Source organism: Mesorhizobium sp. WSM3626 (assembly GCF_000513935.1).
Taxonomy (GTDB): Bacteria; Pseudomonadota; Alphaproteobacteria; order Rhizobiales; family Rhizobiaceae; genus Mesorhizobium; species Mesorhizobium salmacidum.
This window is the reverse complement of record NZ_AZUY01000049.1, coordinates 17,826-35,942: the sequence shown is the minus strand read 5'-3', so window position 1 is coordinate 35,942 and position 18,117 is coordinate 17,826. Positions and strand designations below refer to the sequence as shown.

At 62.0% G+C, this 18,117-nt stretch carries 17 protein-coding genes; 12 read left to right on the top strand and 5 right to left on the bottom strand.

Annotated elements, in window-relative coordinates; genetic code table 11:
- Nucleotides 1-127: 127 nt before the first annotated feature.
- The gene (locus M653_RS0125850; RefSeq protein WP_027145928.1) at nucleotides 128-472 is read right to left on the bottom strand and encodes a VOC family protein; all 345 of its coding nucleotides are present in this window, start codon (nucleotides 470-472) and stop codon (nucleotides 128-130) included.
- Between the two features lie 224 nt (nucleotides 473-696).
- Between M653_RS0125850 and ppdK the strand changes: the two genes are divergently transcribed.
- The 3 genes from ppdK to M653_RS0125830 all read left to right on the top strand — a co-directional run bounded on the left by ppdK (nucleotide 697) and on the right by M653_RS0125830 (nucleotide 5,506).
- Nucleotides 697-3,372, top strand: coding sequence for a pyruvate, phosphate dikinase (gene ppdK / locus M653_RS0125845; protein ID WP_027145927.1), 2,676 nt, complete (start codon nucleotides 697-699; stop codon nucleotides 3,370-3,372).
- A gap of 123 nt (nucleotides 3,373-3,495) precedes the next feature.
- Nucleotides 3,496-4,596: a glycosyltransferase family 9 protein gene (locus M653_RS0125840; RefSeq protein ID WP_027145926.1), complete on the top strand. Its 1,101-nt coding sequence runs from the start codon at nucleotides 3,496-3,498 to the stop codon at nucleotides 4,594-4,596.
- Nucleotides 4,597-4,765: 169 nt separating this feature from the next.
- On the top strand, nucleotides 4,766-5,506 hold the full coding sequence (locus M653_RS0125830; protein ID WP_027145925.1) for a polysaccharide deacetylase family protein: 741 nt from the start codon (nucleotides 4,766-4,768) through the stop codon (nucleotides 5,504-5,506).
- A 94-nt stretch (nucleotides 5,507-5,600) separates the two neighbouring features.
- On the opposite strand, the gene M653_RS0125825 is transcribed toward M653_RS0125830, so the two are convergent.
- Both M653_RS0125825 and M653_RS0125820 read right to left on the bottom strand, forming a co-directional pair.
- On the bottom strand, nucleotides 5,601-5,990 hold the full coding sequence (locus M653_RS0125825) for a DUF427 domain-containing protein (protein WP_027145924.1): 390 nt from the start codon (nucleotides 5,988-5,990) through the stop codon (nucleotides 5,601-5,603).
- 130 nt (nucleotides 5,991-6,120) lie between these two features.
- Nucleotides 6,121-6,474 (bottom strand): hypothetical protein, encoded by a 354-nt coding sequence (locus M653_RS0125820; protein ID WP_027145923.1) that lies wholly within the window; start codon nucleotides 6,472-6,474, stop codon nucleotides 6,121-6,123.
- Nucleotides 6,475-6,794: 320 nt separating this feature from the next.
- On the opposite strand from M653_RS0125820, the gene M653_RS0125815 reads away from it, so the two are divergent.
- Entirely contained in the window at nucleotides 6,795-8,423 is a 1,629-nt protein-coding gene (locus M653_RS0125815; protein ID WP_027145922.1) for a fatty-acid--CoA ligase, read from the top strand.
- 80 nt (nucleotides 8,424-8,503) lie between these two features.
- Nucleotides 8,504-9,289, top strand: a complete 786-nt coding sequence (locus tag M653_RS0125810) for a DUF1499 domain-containing protein (protein WP_027145921.1) — start codon at nucleotides 8,504-8,506, stop codon at nucleotides 9,287-9,289.
- A gap of 41 nt (nucleotides 9,290-9,330) precedes the next feature.
- Here the strand turns inward: M653_RS0125810 and M653_RS0125805 are convergent, their stop codons facing one another.
- Nucleotides 9,331-10,239 carry an MBL fold metallo-hydrolase gene (locus tag M653_RS0125805; protein ID WP_027145920.1) on the bottom strand — a complete coding sequence of 303 codons (909 nt, stop codon included), beginning with the start codon at nucleotides 10,237-10,239 and terminating at the stop codon, nucleotides 9,331-9,333.
- Between the two features lie 114 nt (nucleotides 10,240-10,353).
- Here M653_RS0125805 and M653_RS0125800 point away from each other — a divergent pair, with 114 nt between their 5' ends.
- The 7 genes from M653_RS0125800 to rfbD all read left to right on the top strand — a co-directional run bounded on the left by M653_RS0125800 (nucleotide 10,354) and on the right by rfbD (nucleotide 16,629).
- Nucleotides 10,354-10,944, top strand: coding sequence for a biotin transporter BioY (locus M653_RS0125800; protein ID WP_027145919.1), 591 nt, complete (start codon nucleotides 10,354-10,356; stop codon nucleotides 10,942-10,944).
- 95 nt (nucleotides 10,945-11,039) lie between these two features.
- Complete coding sequence (locus M653_RS0125795; protein ID WP_027145918.1) at nucleotides 11,040-12,065, top strand: NAD-dependent epimerase; 1,026 nt, start codon at nucleotides 11,040-11,042, stop codon at nucleotides 12,063-12,065.
- Nucleotides 12,066-12,167: 102 nt separating this feature from the next.
- Nucleotides 12,168-12,980, top strand: a complete 813-nt coding sequence (locus M653_RS0125790) for a class I SAM-dependent methyltransferase (RefSeq protein WP_027145917.1) — start codon at nucleotides 12,168-12,170, stop codon at nucleotides 12,978-12,980.
- A 235-nt stretch (nucleotides 12,981-13,215) separates the two neighbouring features.
- Nucleotides 13,216-14,097, top strand: a complete 882-nt coding sequence (gene rfbA / locus M653_RS0125785) for a glucose-1-phosphate thymidylyltransferase RfbA (protein ID WP_027145916.1) — start codon at nucleotides 13,216-13,218, stop codon at nucleotides 14,095-14,097.
- Between the two features lie 2 nt (nucleotides 14,098-14,099).
- On the top strand, nucleotides 14,100-14,654 hold the full coding sequence (gene rfbC, locus M653_RS0125780; RefSeq protein ID WP_027145915.1) for a dTDP-4-dehydrorhamnose 3,5-epimerase: 555 nt from the start codon (nucleotides 14,100-14,102) through the stop codon (nucleotides 14,652-14,654).
- A 29-nt stretch (nucleotides 14,655-14,683) separates the two neighbouring features.
- A complete protein-coding gene (gene rfbB, locus M653_RS0125775) occupies nucleotides 14,684-15,754 on the top strand; it encodes a dTDP-glucose 4,6-dehydratase (protein WP_027145914.1) in 1,071 nt (356 codons plus the stop codon).
- A complete protein-coding gene (gene rfbD, locus M653_RS0125770; protein WP_027145913.1) occupies nucleotides 15,751-16,629 on the top strand; it encodes a dTDP-4-dehydrorhamnose reductase in 879 nt (292 codons plus the stop codon). The genes rfbB and rfbD overlap by 4 nt, the downstream gene beginning before the upstream one ends.
- Before the next feature lie 38 nt (nucleotides 16,630-16,667).
- Here the strand turns inward: rfbD and M653_RS1000000135060 are convergent, their stop codons facing one another.
- The gene (locus M653_RS1000000135060) at nucleotides 16,668-17,837 is read right to left on the bottom strand and encodes a class I SAM-dependent methyltransferase (RefSeq protein WP_280940121.1); all 1,170 of its coding nucleotides are present in this window, start codon (nucleotides 17,835-17,837) and stop codon (nucleotides 16,668-16,670) included.
- Nucleotides 17,838-18,117: the final 280 nt, after the last annotated feature.

The following is an 18,117-nucleotide window of genomic DNA, read 5'->3' as shown; positions in this document are numbered from 1 at the left end:
TAAGCCGTCAGAGTCGCTGTGCGGGCGCGTTATTAGCAGAGCAGCCGAAAAGCACAATGCTTATGAGCGACCGCGAAGGCACCCGGCTGACCAGCAGCGCGATTGCCGCCAGATGATCCGCAACGGATCATACGGACCACACAGCCAACTCGTTGCCGGCTGGGTCGACAAAGTGGAAGCGTCGACCACCGGGGAATGGAAATATCGGCTTGACGATCGTTCCGCCGGCGCTTTCGACGGCGCGAAGGGTTTCTTCCAGATTCTCACTGTAAAGCACAGGCAGCGGCTTGGCCGGCGCTTCTTCCGCATCGGCCTGAAAACCTCCGTCCAGCCCCTCCGCAAAGGCCGAATAGGTCGGTCCATAGTCGGTGAACGACCAGCCAAAGGCGGCACTGTAGAAGCCTTTCATCCGGTCCAGCGTGCCGCCGGTCGCCGGCATTTCCAGATAGTCCAGTTTTCCGGGCTGTTTCATGAGGCACCTCTTTGTTCCCTTTATGTTCTAGACATGGAGCCATCAGGCGGCAAGTCTTTTTGACGCATCCCGGGCGATGGCTTTTTCTTAATCGATTGTAGCGACCCCACGACTTGCCCGGCGCTTGCGTTTCGCACTGCAGCATCATATCGCTCGAAGTCGGACACGGGCGGAGCTTTCCGTTTCGCCAATCTTTCCAATCTCCTGCAACCGGAGAGCAAAGCATGACCAAATGGGTTTTCACCTTTGGCGATGGTGCGGCGGAAGGCCGTGCCGGCGACAGGAATCTGTTGGGCGGCAAGGGGGCCAATCTGGCCGAGATGTGCAGCCTGGGCCTGCCGGTGCCGCCGGGCTTCACGATCACCACCGAGGTCTGCAATGCCTACTATGCCGATGGCCGTACCTACCCGGCGGGATTGGAAGCCGACGTCACCGTCGCGCTCGACCATATCGGCCGGCTGACTGGCCGCCGGTTCGGCGACCCGTCGAAGCTGCTCCTGGTTTCGGTGCGTTCCGGCGCTCGGGCGTCGATGCCCGGCATGATGGACACCGTACTCAATCTCGGATTGAACGACGAGACGGTCGAGGCGCTGGCCGCCGATTCCGGCGATGCGCGCTTTGCCTATGACAGCTACCGCCGTTTCATCCAGATGTATTCCGATGTCGTCATGGGTCTCGATCACGAGGTGTTCGAGGAAATCCTGGAAGACCAGAAAGCCAGCCTCGGCCATGAGCTCGACACCGAGCTGACGGCCATCGAATGGCAAGGCGTCATCGCGCTCTACAAGGCCAAGGTCGAGGAAGAGCTGGGCAAGCCGTTCCCGCAGGATCCGCACGAGCAGCTCTGGGGCGCGATCGGCGCGGTGTTATCGAGCTGGATGAACAACCGCGCCATCACCTACCGGCGCCTGCACGATATTCCCGAAAGCTGGGGCACGGCGGTCAATGTCCAGGCCATGGTGTTCGGCAATATGGGCGAGACCTCGGCCACCGGCGTTGCCTTCACCCGCAACCCGTCGACCGGCGAAAAGCAGCTCTATGGCGAGTTCCTGGTCAACGCGCAGGGCGAGGATGTCGTTGCCGGCATCCGCACGCCGCAGAACATCACCGAGGCGGCGCGCATCGCGGCGGGTTCCGACAAGCCGTCACTGCAGAAGCTGATGCCGGACGCCTTCCAGTCCTTCGTCACCATCTCCGACAGCCTGGAAAAGCACTACCGCGACATGCAGGACCTCGAATTCACAATCGAGCGCGGCAAATTGTGGATGCTGCAGACAAGGTCCGGCAAGCGCACCGCCAAGGCAGCACTCAGGATTGCCGTCGAGATGGCCAGGGACGGGCTGATCACCAAGGAGGAGGCGGTCGCTCGCATCGATCCGGCTTCGCTCGACCAGTTGCTGCACCCGACCATCGACCCAAAAGCCGCGCGCGACGTTATCGGCGTCGGCCTGCCGGCGTCGCCGGGAGCCGCCACCGGCGAGATCGTCTTTTCCTCCGGCGATGCCGAGGATCTGAAGACGCAAGGACGCAAGGCGATCCTGGTGCGCATAGAGACCAGTCCGGAAGATATCCACGGCATGCATGCGGCCGAAGGCATCCTGACCACGCGCGGCGGCATGACCAGCCACGCCGCCGTCGTTGCGCGCGGCATGGGCAAGCCTTGTGTGTCGGGCGCCGGCTCGCTGCGTGTCGACTACAGGGCCGGCACGCTGCTCTCGATGGGACAAACCTTCCGCAAGGGCGACATCATCACCATCGATGGCGGCAACGGCCAGGTGCTCAAGGGCGCCGTGGCGATGCTGCAGCCGGAATTGTCAGGCGATTTCGCCGCGATCATGGAGTGGGCGGACGCGGTGCGCCGCATGAAGGTGCGCACCAATGCCGAAACGCCGCTCGATGCGCGCATGGCGCGCTCTTTCGGCGCCGAAGGCATCGGTCTTTGCCGCACCGAGCACATGTTCTTCGACGGCGCCCGCATCGTCGCCATGCGCGAGATGATCCTGGCCGACACCGAGAAGGACCGGCGCGCCGCGCTGGCCAAGCTTCTGCCCATGCAGCGCTCGGATTTCCTGGAGCTGTTCGAGATCATGGCCGGCCTGCCGGTGACGATCCGCCTGCTCGATCCGCCGCTGCACGAATTCCTGCCCAAGACGGAAGCGGAAGTCGCCGAAGTCGCGGCCGCCATGAACGTATCGCCCGACAAGCTCAGACAGCGCACCGAGGCGCTGCACGAATTCAACCCGATGCTCGGCCATCGCGGCTGTCGGCTCGCCGTCTCTTACCCGGAGATCGCCGAGATGCAGGCGCGCGCCATTTTCGAGGCGGCCGTCGAGGCCGGCAGGAAAGCCGGCGCGCTGGTGGTGCCCGAGATCATGGTGCCGCTGGTCGGCCTGGTGAAGGAACTCGATTATGTGAAGGCGCGTATCGACGCGGTCGCCAAGAGCGTCATGGACGAGAGCGGCGTCAAGATCGATTACCTCACTGGAACGATGATTGAGCTCCCCCGCGCGGCGATCCGTGCCCATATCATCGCGGAGTCGGCCGAGTTCTTCTCCTTCGGCACCAACGACCTCACCCAGACCACCTTCGGCATCTCGCGCGACGACGCGGCCTCCTTCCTGGAAACCTACCGCCAGAAGGGCATCATCGAGCAGGATCCGTTCGTCTCCCTCGATATCGACGGTGTCGGCGAACTGGTGCGCATGGCGGCGCAAAAGGGCAGGGCGACGCGGCCTAGCATCAAGCTTGGCATCTGCGGCGAACATGGTGGTGATCCCTCGTCGATCCGCTTCTGCGAGGATGTCGGGCTCGACTACGTCTCCTGCTCACCCTATCGCGTGCCGATCGCCAGGCTGGCGGCGGCGCAGGCCGCGGTGCACGCAAAGGCAGGACGCGGCTAGACCGGTACGAAGCTTACGGTTTTGTATGAAAACTCACGTGAATGTGCTGGCGACATGAGCGTAATCTCGACATTGTTTGCGACCAATTTGCGGATGACCGCCAATTGTCTCCGGAAACAGACGTTGCAGATATCACCCGCTCCGTTCCACTCGATCCTGATTATTCAAACGAAGTTCATAGGCGATATCGTCCTCGCCTCGACGCTCGCCAGGAACCTACAGCTCGAATTCCCCGGTGCCAGGATCGTATTCCTCTGCGAAGCCCACTTCGAGAGCTTCGTGCTTGCGCATGGCATCGCTTCCGAGGTGGTTGCGTTCAGGCGGGCCCGCATGCGAGGCAACCCGCTGGAACGTGGAAGAGAACTTTATGCCGTGGTGCGGGCGCTGCGCCGCTTCCACTTCGACCTGACGATCGATTTGACCGATTCCAAGACCTCTCGGGTCGTCAGCGGGCTCGTCAACGCCAGGAAGCGTGTCGGCTACAATCCTCCCGAGAGGCCGCTGAAGCTGCTGGAGCGGCAGCCCGCCAATGTGTTTGCCAAACCATACGGGTTTGGCGGGCAGCATTTTGTCTATCGCTATCTCTCCCCTCTTGAAGCACTCGGCATCGATTTGCGCGTGACGGTACCGAGCATCCAGCCGCCGACATTCGAGGCCACGAAAGCCCTGGCGCTTCTGGGCACGCACGATATCCACCCGAACGCCTTCGTCGCCGTCCATGCGGGCGCGAGTTTCAAGGGCCGGCAATGGCAGCCGGAACGGTTTGCCGAGGCAATTGACCAGGTTGCGGTCGAAACCGGACTGGGCGTCGTCCTGGTGGGAGGGCCAGGCGAACGTGAAACCGCCGCGCGGATCGTTTCCGGGACCGTGACGCCGGTGGTCGATCTGGTCGGAGCGCTTTCGCTCGAGAGCCTGCTGGCGGTCCTGGAACAGGCCCGGCTGTTTCTCGGCAACGAAAGCGGCCCGATGCACATGGCGGCTGCCGCGGGTACCCCGGTTGTCGGCCTTTTCGGCCTGACGCATCCGTCGCGCTGGGGACCTGTCGGCGTGCCCAGCATCGCGCTTCGGCCGTCAATGCCCTGCGATTGCGTGGCCAGGGATTTGTGTCGCCGGTCCGACCCCAGCAAGGCTTGCTGTGTCTGGCGTCTGGAGGTGAAGCCGGTCGTCGACGCCGTGCGCGAGATCCTCGCACGCACCGATCTGAAAAAGGAACGCGTTGTCTGAGGGCGATCGGTCGGCAAGACTGTCGCCGAATGTTCACCAAGCCGGAGGTCAAATTGCCGCGCCAGGCGTTTTTCTGCTATCCCTCGTCCGATTTCCGCCTTCATGCGGGTTTTTTGGGATGGCGGCTTGAAGTCGCCGGCCGAGAATTTGGTTTCGGGAATTTGGTTTGATGCGTCTGCTGCAAAAACATCTCTGCACGATCGCCATGTCGGCGGCGCTGATATCCGGTGCCCATGCCGCGCCGCTGGTCGAACCCACGCTGCACATCAATCCGGCTGCAAGCGGAACCGGCCGCGTTGCGCTCACGCTCGATGCCTGCGGCGGCAAGACCGACACGCGCATTCTCTCGGCGCTGGTGGACAACAAGATACCGGCCACCATTTTCGTCACCGGCATCTGGCTGAAGCGCAACGCCGATGCCGTCGCGATCATGCGGGCGCATCCCGACCTGTTCGAACTGGAAAATCACGGCGGTCGCCATGTTCCGGCGGTCGACACGCCACGGAAGATCTATGGCATAAGCAGCGCCGGCAGCCCGGAGGCTGTGCTCGCCGAGGTCGAGTCAGGGGCCGCGGCTCTGGCCACGACCGGCGAGCCGGCGCCGAAATGGTTCCGTGGCGCAACCGCCGAATACAGCCCCTCGGCCATCGCGATGATTCGCAAGCTGGGCTTCAAGATTGCCGGCTTCTCGATCAATGGCGACGGCGGCTCGCTGCTCGGCGCCAAGGAAACCGCCAGGCGTATCGCCGCTGCCAAGGATGGCGACGTCATTATCTCGCACATCAACCAGCCGACCCACGCCGCCGGCGAGGGCGTGGTGCAGGGCCTGCTGGCACTCAAGGACAAGGGCATGACCTTCGTGCGGCTCGACGACGCCGACGGGACGGGCGATCACGGCACCACTGAGTAGGGCGGTTCAGTGTTTGATAGAACCGCCGAACCGCTCTAACGACTGGGCATGAACCGAATCTCAATGCACCCTTAAGTGCGTCGGGCCGAAGCGTTCAGTCCGGCTTGGCTTCGATGGTGACCTTGCTGGCATAGAACGCGCCGTGGTCGCGGATCTCGGTCATCTCGTCGTACGGCTGGCGGTAGGCCCACATCGCGTCCTTGCCCGCTTCGCCCGCCGGCAGCACGCTCCAATAGCTGGCGTCACCCTTATAGGGGCAGTGGGTCGCGTGGTCCGTTCGGCTGAGTTTGTCGAAATCGATGTCGGCGAACGGAATGTAGAAGGCGGCGGGGTAGGGGGCCTCCGTCAGCACCTTCGCCCTCGCGGACGACGCGATGACGGTATCGCCGGCGCGGACCGTGACGGTGCCGGAATAGGGCTCTATCGTGATGATCTTGTCGGGATTGCGCTGGAAGCCGGGTGCCGGGTTGGCGATCTTGTCCATGCTGGTTCCTCCTTGCCCCGACCTAAAGTGTGGTGGACGGCCGGATTGCGCAAGACCCGTAGTCACAAACAAAACAGACGCCATGCGCCCGTGCGTGGCGCGAAGATTGCCTTCTCATGGCCGCGGAAATTCAGGCGGCGGTTTTGAAGGCATCCATCAGCCCGGCATAGGCGGCCGCGATGCCCGCCACCGGATTGCTGCTTCTGGAAATGGTCTCGACTTTCAGCGCCCCGCCGCCGGTTGGCAAGGTGAGCAGCAGGAACTGGCGATTGCCGCCATCGCCGACGGATGCCGCCGCGACATGCTGGCCTTCCCCTTCGTTCTGGACGCACATCTTGAACAGCAGCGTGCCGCCGACCGCTTCCAGCGCGCCGCCGACAACTTCTACGAACTCGTCTTCGGAAACAGTCTTTTCGTCCGGCACCAGATCGGCCAGGCTTTTGGCAAGCGTACTCTCGAGAACCTTATCGTCGAGCGCGTCCATGCGAACCTCTCTCAGTCGCCAATCGCACCCCTTTGCCCGTTAACGAAGTTTAACACCGACGATGGCCGGATTATGACACTTTTTGCGGTTGGTCCGATCACGAGAGTTTGCGCCGACGTAATGTATTTGAAGCCCCTGTCACTCGAATGGCAGCAAGGCCCGCCAAACGAAATCAAAAAGCGTCCGGATTCAATCGTTTGCCAAATACAGGTCGAACTCCGACTTTCGTCCGCTGCGCCCGTAGGTGGCTGGACAATTCGCCGGTTCGCTTCACAATGCGATCAAAAGCGCGACGTGAAAAGCGTGAGGGAGGGAACGGCATGCTGGGATTGATGCAGGAATGGCCGCTACTGTGCCACAAGCTGATCGACAACGCTGAAAGGCAGCATGGTGTGCGCGAGATCGTGTCGCGTTCGATCGAGGGACCGATCGTGCGCACCACCTACGCCGACATCCATCGTCGTTCCCTCAAGGTCGCGCAGCGCTTGGAGCGCGACGGTTTCGCGTTGGGCGACCGCATCGCGACACTGGCCTGGAACACCGCCCGCCACATCGAGGCCTGGTACGGCATCATGGGCATCGGTGCCATCTACCATACCCTCAATCCGCGCCTGTTTCCCGAACAGATCGTCTGGATCATGAACCACGCCGAGGACAAGGCCGTCTTCGTCGACCTTACCTTCATCCCGTTGCTCGAGAAGATCGCGGGTGCCGTCCAATCGCTGAAGAAGGTGATCGTGCTCACCGACAAGGCGCACATGCCGCAAACGACCCTGCCCGGTGTCGTTGCCTACGAGGACTGGCTTGACGAGGTTGATGGCGACTTCGCCTGGAAGACCTTTCATGAAGGCACCGCGGCCGGCATGTGCTATACGTCCGGCACGACGGGTGACCCAAAGGGCGTCGTCTACAGCCATCGCTCGAACGTGCTGCACGCCATGATCGCTGCCATGCCCGACGCCATGGGCCTGTCGGCGCGCGACACGATCCTGCCGGTGGTGCCGATGTTCCACGCCAATGCCTGGGGCCTTGGCCAGAGCGGGCCGATGACCGGCGCCAAGCTGGTCATGCCTGGCTGCAAAATGGACGGCGCCTCGATCTATGAGTTGCTCGATCAGGAGAAGGTGACATTCAGCGCCGCCGTGCCGACCGTGTGGATGATGCTGCTGCAATATCTGGAAGAGACCGGCAAGACGCTTCCCCATCTCAACAAGGTCGTGATCGGCGGCTCGTCGTGCCCGCGCGCGATCATGGCGAAATTCCAGGACAAGTACGGTGTCCAGGTCATCCACGCCTGGGGCATGACCGAAATGTCGCCGCTCGGCACGCTGTGCACCCTGAAGCCGGACTATGCAGGCCTGGATGGCGAGGCGAGGCTCGACGTCCAGGGCAAGCAGGGTTACCCGCCTTTCGGCGTCGAAATGAAGGTGACGGACGACGCCGACAACGCGCAGCCCTGGGACGGCAAGACGTTTGGCCGGCTCAAGGTGCGCGGCCCGGCCGTCGCCCGCGCCTATTATGGCGGTGTGGGCGCGGAGCAGTTCGATGAGGATGGCTGGTTTGATACCGGAGACGTCGCGCATATCGATGCCGGCGGTTACATGCAGATCACCGATCGTGCCAAGGACGTCATCAAGTCCGGCGGCGAATGGATTTCGACCATCGACCTGGAAAATCTGGCTGTCGGCCATCCCGATGTGGCGGAAGCGGCGGCGATCGGCGTCCAGCATTCGAAATGGGGCGAGCGGCCCTTGCTGGTCGTCGTCGCCAAACCTGGCAAGGAACCGACCAAGGCCGAGATTCTCGATTTCATGGATGGCAAGGTGGCCAAATGGTGGATGCCGGACGACGTCACGTTCGTCGGCGAGATACCGCACACCGCCACCGGCAAGATCCAGAAGATCACCTTGCGTCAGCAGTTCAGGGACTATCGCTTGCCGACGGATTGAGGGGATGTTGCGTGTTTCGGCTTCAAGCCGCCGCAAAAAGGCACTAAACCTCCATCCGGGTTGGGGCAGCGCAGAGCATAATGGTTAGCATTCCCGAACGGCAAACGTCGAAGGCTGCCGGCTGGTCGCGGCGCACGGCCGCCTTTTCGATGGTGCTTTTGCTGACGAACTTTGTCGGCCATCGCTTCGGCCTCGTCCAAACGCCGGTGTTCCTGTGGGTGCTGGGCATTGTCGCCCTGCTGGCGGCGCTGGCGCTGCTGTTTGCCGGCCTGGCCTTTGCAAGGCTGTGGAATTTTGGTGACCGTGGTGGCCGTGATCTCACCGTCGGCGCCTTGCTGGCACTGCTGGTGCTCACCCCCTACGGCGTTGCCGCCTACTGGGCGACGATCTATCCGCCACTGCGCGACATCTCGACCGATTTCGATGAACCGCCCGCGCTTGATGTCGGTGATCGGACCAGGGACATGAACGTGCTGTCCCCGCCGACGCCGGGTGAGCAGACATTGCAGACCGACAGCTATCCATTGGTCACCGCACGCAGCTACAACCTACCATTCGAGACCGTCGTCAATGCCGTTGAAACCGTGCTCGACCGGCGCGGCTGGGACCTTTCGGAGCCTTATCCCGAACTCGCCGGGCAGACAGAGGTGACCATTACCGCCATCGCCTCGAGCTTCGTTCTTGGTCTTCCTGCGGACGTCGCCATTCGCGTGAGGGATGACGGCGACACGGTCATCGTTGATATGCGATCTGCCTCGCGTTACGGCCGCCACGATCTTGGCGACAATGCCGCGCGCATCACCGATTTCCTGGCGGAACTGGACCAGGAAGTCGCCGGCCAGGTCGGCGCGGCGCCGGCCCAATAGCCATTTTCGGGCGGGTGAACACCGTGGGCGGGCGGGCAGGTCTATTGGCCGGGCGTGAAAGTGCCATCCATGGCGGGGGCGGCGTCCGTCGCCACCACGCCGCGTGCCACCAGGTCCTCCAGATGGGCAAGCACCGACAGGCCGGCGGCGCCGTGCAGCCGGGGATCGGTATCCCTGTAGATAGCCTTGACCATGGCGGGAATAGTCCGGTCGCCGGCTCTTATCCGCTCCAGTATGGCTCGTTCGCGCATCTTGCGATGCGCCTTCAGCCCGCGCATGAAAGCGCGCGGCGCCGTCACCGGTCCACCATGGCCAGGCAGCAGCAGGCGATCGCCGCGCTCGATCAGCCGGTCCAGCGATGCCATGTAATCGGCCATTGCCCCGTCCGGCGGCGCGACGATGGATGTTGCCCAGCCCATGACATGATCGGCTGAAAACAGGATGCCGGTGCCTTCCAGCGCGAATGCCGCGTGATTGGCGGTGTGGCCGGGCGTCAGGACCGTCCGGATCGCCCAGCCATCGCCGCTGACCAGTTCACTGTCCGGCAACGCGATGTCGGGAACGAAAGCGGTGTCGGCGCTGGCGTCGAGCGGATTGGTTTCGCCGATATGCAAGGGCCTCGCCGGCCGGTGCGGTCCTTCCGCCAGCACCTGGGCGCCGGTGCGCTCCTTCAGTCGGGCCGCCAGCGGGGAATGGTCGCGATGCGTGTGGCTGACGAAAATGTGGCTGACCGGCCGGCCGGCGATCACGTCGAGCAAGGTCTGAAGATGCGCCTCGTCATCCGGCCCGGGATCGATCACCGCCAGCGTGTCGCGGCCCACGACATAGCTGTTGGTGCCATGAAAGGTGAAGGGACTGGGATTCCCAGCCGTGACGCGTTGCACGTCTGGGGCCACGCTTACGCCTTGGCCATAAGCGGGGTCGAAGCTGGTATCGAATTTGAGGGCCATGTCGCCACATTATTCCAAGAACGGCAAAACCGATTGCCGCATAGCACGCAAGCCAATATAGAAAAACACAAGGCCGCGATTGTTGGTTCGCGGCAAGATTGAATGGGGAAGACCATGACAACCGCAACGACGACGCGCCCGCTTGTTTTTCTGGCCTTGCCGCAAGAAGGTGCCGCGCGACTGGCAACGCAGTTTGTCCTGGCGATTGCCGGGACGCTGCTGTTGACCCTTTCGGCCAAGACCAAGGTAGTGCTCGGGCCTGTCGACATCTCGATGCAGACGCTCGCCGTCTTCCTGATCGCCGCCGCCTTCGGCATGCGGCTCGGCGTCGCCACCCTGCTGCTTTATATGGCGGAAGGCGCGATGGGCTTCCCGGTCTTCCAGGGCACGCCGGAAAAAGGCGTAGGCATCGCCTATATGCTCGGCTCGACCGGCGGCTATCTCGCCGGCTTCGTGGTCATGGCCGCGATTGTCGGCTGGGCCGCCGACCGCGGCTGGGACCGTCATCCGATCAAGCTTTTCAACGCCATGCTGGTTGCCGAAGTGGTCATGATGGCGATGGGTTTCGCCTGGCTGGCGCTGCTCATCGGTCCGGAAAAGTCCTGGCAATTCGGCGTCGTGCCGTTCATCGTCGGCGACCTGATCAAGGTCGCTCTCGCGGCCAGCCTCGTGCCGGCCGTCTGGTCATTGCTGAAGCGCTCCTGATTTGAGATCATCCGGCCCGGATCACTCCGGGCCGGAGGTTGGCCTGCGGTCAGCTCGGGCCTGTTCACCAGGCATGTTACGGACGGGCCTTTGTGATGAAAGTTCTGGTCACCGGCGCTGCCGGCTTCATAGGCTATCATGTCGCCAGGCGGCTCCTGGAGCGCGGTGACGAGGTTGTCGGCATCGACAGCATCAATGATTACTACGACCCTGAGATCAAGCAGGCGCGGCTGCGGCTCCTGGCCGAGGCGAGCCGCGGCACGAATGCAGGCTATCATTTCATCCACGGCAATCTCGCCGACCATAGCGTGGTTGATGGCTGCTTTGCCGACCACGCCTTCGACCGGGTGATCCATCTCGCCGCCCAGGCAGGCGTCCGCTACAGCCTGGAAAACCCGCGCGCCTATGTCGAGAGCAACATCGTCGCTTTCACCAACATACTCGAGGCCTGCCGCAGCAGCCGTGTCGGGCACCTGACCTATGCCAGCACCTCCAGTGTCTATGGCGCCAACACCGACATGCCGTTTTCCGAGCATCGCCCGGCCGACCATCCCTTGCAGTTCTACGCCGCCACCAAGCGCGCCAACGAACTGATGGCGCACAGCTACAGCCATCTGTTCGGCCTGCCCACCACGGGGCTGCGTTTCTTCACCGTGTACGGTCCCTGGGGGCGACCTGATATGGCTCTGTTCCTGTTCACCAGGAGCATCCTGGCCGGCGAGCCGATCAAGCTGTTCAACAACGGCAACCACACGCGCGACTTCACCTATGTCGAGGACATCGCCGAGGGCGTGATTCGCGCCAGCGACAGTCCTGCCGCGGCCAACCCGGCCTGGGACTCCGGCCATCCGGATCCGGCGACCAGCAGCGCGCCCTGGCGCATCTTCAACATCGGCAACAGCAACCCGGTGAAACTGACCGCCTATGTCGAGGCGCTGGAAAATGCGCTCGGCCGCAAGGCCGTCATCGAGCTCCTGCCGCTGCAGGCCGGCGACGTGCCCGACACCTTCGCCGATACTTCGGCGATGCAAGCGGCGGTCGGCTACCGCCCCCGCACCTCAGTCACGGAGGGGGTAGGGCGGTTCGTCGAGTGGTACCAGGGTTATTTTGGGCGGGCGTGATGAACGCGCTCTTGGCCGCGTAGAGGCCGGCCTTCGGTCGAAAAGGACCAGGGACCAAGAAAATGTGCTAGTCTCCCAAGTCATCAGATGGTGGGGATTGCCATGTTGGAAACGGACAAGCTGTTCGCGGGCTCGATTCCGGAAAACTACGACCGCTACATGGTGCCCTTGATTTTCGAGCCGTTCGCCGTGGATATCGCGCAACGAGCCGCGGCGCTGTCGCCAGGCGCGGTCCTGGAAATCGCCGCGGGCACCGGGGTCGTCACCCGCGCATTGGCACCAAGACTATCCCCGGACGCAAGCTATGTCGTGACCGACCTGAACCAGCCGATGCTCGACTACGCCGCTTCGCGGCAGACACCCGACAGCCGCATCGAATGGCGCCAGGCGGATGCGATGGCGCTGCCGTTCGAGGATGCGGCGTTCGATCTCGTCTGTTGTCAGTTCGGTGCGATGTTCTTTCCAAACCGCACCTCCGCCTACCGCGAAGCCAAGCGGGTCCTGAAGCCGGGAGGACGGTTCTTGTTCAACGTATGGGATCGCATCGAGGAGAATGTGTTCGCCGATGACGTGACCAATGCGCTGGCGAGGATTTTCCCAGACGATCCGCCGCGCTTCCTGACACGCACGCCGCACGGCTACCACGACAAAGTGCTGATCCGCCGTGATCTGGAGGACGCGGGTTTCTCCGATGTCGCGATCGAGACGAGAGCCGAACAAAGCCGCGCATCCTCGCCGCGCCTTCCGGCCGTCGCTTATTGTCAAGGCACCGTTCTTCGCAGCGAAATCGAGGCCAGGGACGCTGGAAAACTGGACGCCGCGACCGACTACGCGGCATCCGCCATTGCAGACAGACATGGCAACGGCGAAGTTGCCGCCAAAATCCAGGCATATGTGATCATGGCTGTGGCCTAGGTGTTGATATGCCCCAAGCCCGTCCTCGATAAAGCCGAAAGTGCGATCGGTGATCACGGCCTCGGCCTTGCCAGGATGGGATCAGACGGGTTCGGCCGAAGCGGGAGGCGCCCGTCGATGGACGGTATTCAACATGGTCGATGCATTTGTCGTGTGCCGCATTGACAAGCCAATGCATGAAACCTAAGCACAGGCACTCAGGGCCGGGGGGCTTTGGCATGTCAAGGAGAGCTTTTTGAAAGGAATTATCCTTGCTGGAGGCAGTGGAACACGTCTTTATCCACTAACATTAGCGGTCTCTAAGCAAATTCTTCCCATTTACGACAAGCCGATGATCTATTATCCGCTGAGCGTGTTGATGCTCGCGGGAATACGAGAGATTCTGATCATTTCGACGCCTCGTGATCTGCCCGCTTTCCGTGGTTTACTCGGCGACGGATCGGATTTTGGGCTGGCACTGTCTTACGCCGAGCAGCCGCAGCCCAATGGCCTCGCGGAAGCCTTCATCATCGGCCGCGATTTCATCGGCAAGGACAGCGTGTCGATGATCCTGGGCGACAACATCTATTTTGGCGACGGGCTGTCGCAGCTTTGCCGCGCCGCGGCATCGCGCCAGACGGGCGCTTCGGTGTTCGCCTACCATGTCGAGGATCCCGAGCGCTATGGCGTGGTGTCTTTCGACAAGGCGACCGGAACCGCGCTGACGATCGAGGAAAAGCCACAAACACCGAAGTCCAACTGGGCCGTCACGGGTCTCTATTTCTACGACAATGATGTCGTCGACATCGCCCCGACCATCCGCCCTTCGCCGCGTGGCGAGATCGAGATCACGGCGGTCAACAACGTCTATCTCGAGCGCGGCCAGCTCCATGTTCATCGGCTGGGACGCGGCTATGCCTGGCTCGACACCGGCACCCATGACAGCCTGCACGAAGCCTCTTCCTTCGTGCGCACGATCGAACATCGCCAGGGCATCAAGGTCGCCTGCCCGGAGGAAATCGCCTTCGAACAGGGTTGGCTGACGGCGGACATGGTGCTGGAGCGCGCGGCCCGCCTGGGCAAGAACGAATACGCCGCCTATCTGCGCCGGCGCGTCGTCGATCTTTCGGAGGGCTAGAGATGCTGGAGGTGAGATCCCTGGGCATCGATGGGGTGCTTGAAATCGTTCCGAAACGCCATGGCGACGCACGCGGGTTCTTCATGGAAACCTACAATGCCGAGCGCTTTTCGCAGGCCGGCATTGATTTGACTTTCGTGCAGGACAATCACTCGTATTCCGCTGCCCCGGGCGTCTTGCGCGGGCTTCACTACCAGCTTGCGCCGCGCGCCCAGGACAAGCTGCTGCGCGTTATCCGTGGCAGTATTCTCGACGTCGCGGTCGACATCCGCCGCGCCTCGAAAACCTTCGGAAAATGGGTCGCCCTCGAAGTGTCGGCCGAAAAAGGCAACCAGATCCTGGTGCCAAAGGGCTTCGCGCATGGCTTCGTCACACTCGTGCCCGACACCGAGGTGCTGTACAAGGTGACCGACACCTATTCGCCCGAGCATGACCGGTCGATCCGTTTCGACGATCCTGCCATCGGCATAGAATGGCCGTCGCTGGCCGGCGGGTTCCAGCTTTCCGACAAGGACCTCAAGGCGCCTATGTTGGCCGCGGCCGAGGTGTTCGCCTGATGGAGCGTGTGGTGCGTAAGGACGACGGGATGAATTTTCTGGTGACGGGCGGTGCCGGCTTCATCGGTTCGGCGGTATGCCGGCATCTGTGCGCCAATCCGGCCTACCGGGTGACCAACCTCGACAAACTGACCTATGCGGGCAATCTGGCCTCGCTGCGGCCGATTGAGAATGTCCACAATTACCGCTTCGCCCAGGCCGATATCTGTGACGAAAGGGCGGTGCTCGATATACTGCGCCGCGACGATATCGACATCGTCATGAACCTCGCCGCCGAGAGCCATGTCGACCGCTCGATCGATGGACCGGGCGCCTTCATCGAGACCAACATCGTCGGCACCTACAAGATGCTCAATGCCGCGCTCGAATACTGGCGCGGCCTGTCCGGCGACAGGAAAGCCCGTTTCCGCTTCCATCATGTCTCCACCGACGAGGTGTTCGGCGATCTGCCCTTCGACGGCGGCATGTTCGTCGAGGAGACGCCCTACGCGCCGTCCTCGCCCTATTCCGCCTCGAAGGCGGCTTCGGACCATCTGGTGCGCGCCTGGCACGAGACCTACGGCCTGCCGGTCGTACTCTCCAACTGTTCGAACAATTACGGGCCCTATCATTTCCCCGAGAAGCTGATTCCGCTCGTCATCCTCAACGCGCTCGACGAAAGGCCGCTGCCGGTTTACGGCGCCGGCGCCAATGTGCGCGACTGGCTGTTCGTCGAGGATCACGCGCGTGCCCTGGAACTGGTCGCCACGAAAGGCCATCCGGGCGAGAGCTACAATGTCGGCGGCAATTCGGAACGCACCAACCTAGCCGTCGTCGAGACGATCTGCGACCTGCTCGACACCAGGCGCCCGCGCGCCGGCGGCAGGCGCTATCGCGAGCTGATCTCCTTCGTCACCGACCGTCCCGGCCACGACCGCCGCTACGCCATCGATGCTTCCAAGATAAGCCGCGAGCTCGGCTGGACGCCCAGGGAGAATTTCGACAGCGGCCTTGCCAGGACCGTAGACTGGTTCCTCGACAACAAATGGTGGTGGGGGCCGATCCGCGAACAGCGTTATGCCGGCGAAAGGCTGGGCGAAGCACGCAAGGTGGGCGCGTGAGGCTCCTCGTCACCGGGCGCGACGGCCAGGTCGCGGCGAGCCTGCTTGAGGCCGGCCAGGCGCGCGCGGGCGTGGAGGTCGTCGCCCTCGGTCGCCCGGAGCTCGACCTGGCAAGACCCGATACCGTCATCGACGTCATCGCGGTTGCGAAGCCCGATATCGTCGTGTCGGCCGCCGCCTATACCGCCGTCGATCAGGCCGAGGACGAGCCCGATCTGGCCTTTGCGGTGAACGCGACCGGTGCCGGCAAGGTGGCGGAGGCCGCGGCGCGGCTCGGCGTTCCCGTCATCCATCTTTCGACCGACTATGTCTTCGACGGAACCAAGGCCGATGCCTATGTCGAAACCGACCCGACGGCGCCGCTCGGTGTCTACGGAACCTCCAAGCTCGCCGGCGAGCAGGCGGTGGTGGCCGCCAACCCGCGCCACCTGATCCTGCGCACCGCCTGGGTCTACAGCCCGTTCGGAAAGAATTTCGTGAAAACCATGCTGAGGCTCGCCGCCGACCGCGACGAGATTTCGGTGGTGGCCGATCAATGGGGAAATCCCACATCGGCGCTTGATATCGCCGACGCGATCCTGCATGCGGCCGCCATGCTGCACCGCGACAAGGACTTCGCCGCGTTCGGCACCTATCATCTGGCCGGCACCGGCGAGACCAACTGGAGTGGCTTTGCCCGTCATATCCTGGACACAAGCCTGAAGTCTGGTGGTTCTTGGGCGCGGGTACGGGATATCACTACGATGGACTACCCCACCAAGGCGCGCCGCCCTGCCAACTCCCGGCTATCAAGCGCTAAATTCGCGGATGTGTTCGGATGGAACGCGCCGGACTGGCGGCAGTCGACGGAGAAGGTGGTGCGGCGGCTTTCTTGACACGGACACCGCGAAAAGCCCCACGGGATCTCAGCTTGTCACCGCCGCCTCCCAAGCGTGGTCCAGCACCTTTTGGCAAACCCGCTCAACGATAACGCCGACGTGGCCGTCCTCATCGCTCTCAGCGGCCGCGTCAATCGCCATGATGTCGATCCAAGAAGAGCATTCTTTTCTGATTCGATCGTCGCGATTTTCACGCTGAGAGCGCGTTCGGTCTCTCTCATCTTGACATCAGCTTCCTGAAGCTTCCGAGTCACATCTTGCTGCAATTCCTGTTGAGCTTGGCCAGCCTGCGCCAAAAGTTCCGTGTAGGCCAGGCGAGTTTGCTCCAGAATTTCTTCGTGGGTTAGGCGAACCTGCTTTAACTCTTCTTCGAGGTTATGGACTTCGGCGGCCAAGCGCTCCCGTTCATGAAGGTGTTGCAAGCCAGCCTGATGTTCCAGATGCAGCAAGGATGCCAGCCTGGTGTTCTGAGAATCAGCTGCCCAACGAGTTCCTAGGAGATCGAAACGTTGGCGAAGCTGATCACTGTCGCGTTCCGAAAGATTGCATAGAGTCAGAATGGCTTGAGGGGACGCCGAGCCAACACATAAAACTCCAAGGCCGTGGCTATGTAAGAATTCGAAGCTGGGATATTCGCTTTTAAGTTCTGCCCAGAGACGATGCACGCCGAATCCTTCTCCGAATTCATTAGTGTCATGGAACAAGACGACCGCTTGGTCTGACAATTTGTCTCGCCATGTCTCGAAATCATGTTTCACCGCTTCATACGAATGAAAACCATCAATATGGAGAATATCTATTGACTTGTCGGAAAACTGGCTACGAGCTTCGTCAAATGTTGTCCGCAAAAGACTGGAAAAGCTTCCGAAGAGTGGGGTGTGATAGGCACTTAGTTTCTGGAATACGCTATCATCGTAGAAGCCTGCCTGTTCATCTCCTTGCCAAGTATCGACTGCGTAGCACCGAGTCGCCAGCTGCATTCGCGCTACCGCGGAGCAAAATGCGGAATACGAAACGCCCTCGTGTGTTCCTAGCTCGACCAAGACGCGCGGCTTCGCAGCTCCGACGACCCAGTGGGCGAAGGGTATGTGCCCAAACCACGCGCTTGTTCTATCCAGCAAATCCGTGGGCCAAAAGACCGGATCCAGTTTGCTACTTAGAAGTGCCCGAAAAAAATCATCCGTTTTCGAAGGAGAAACCTGCACTGCAATGTGATCTCTCAAAAATGCTACTCCTTACCTGCCAACCAACTCACATCTCGTCCGCAACCGATGCCTCGAAACAATGCTATGGGCGGTATATGGCGAGGGTATGAGGCGTTAGAGGGGCTGCGAGAATCCGGAATTCTAGCGGCGAACGGGCTAGCAGTCGATCGCCTCAACAATTCCATGGCCGTTGATTTGTGGCGTTTGGAACGCATGTCAAACCTATTCGGGCGGCTCGCATGCCAAGTGGTCAAATTGGACATCTGGTTAGAGAACCGTT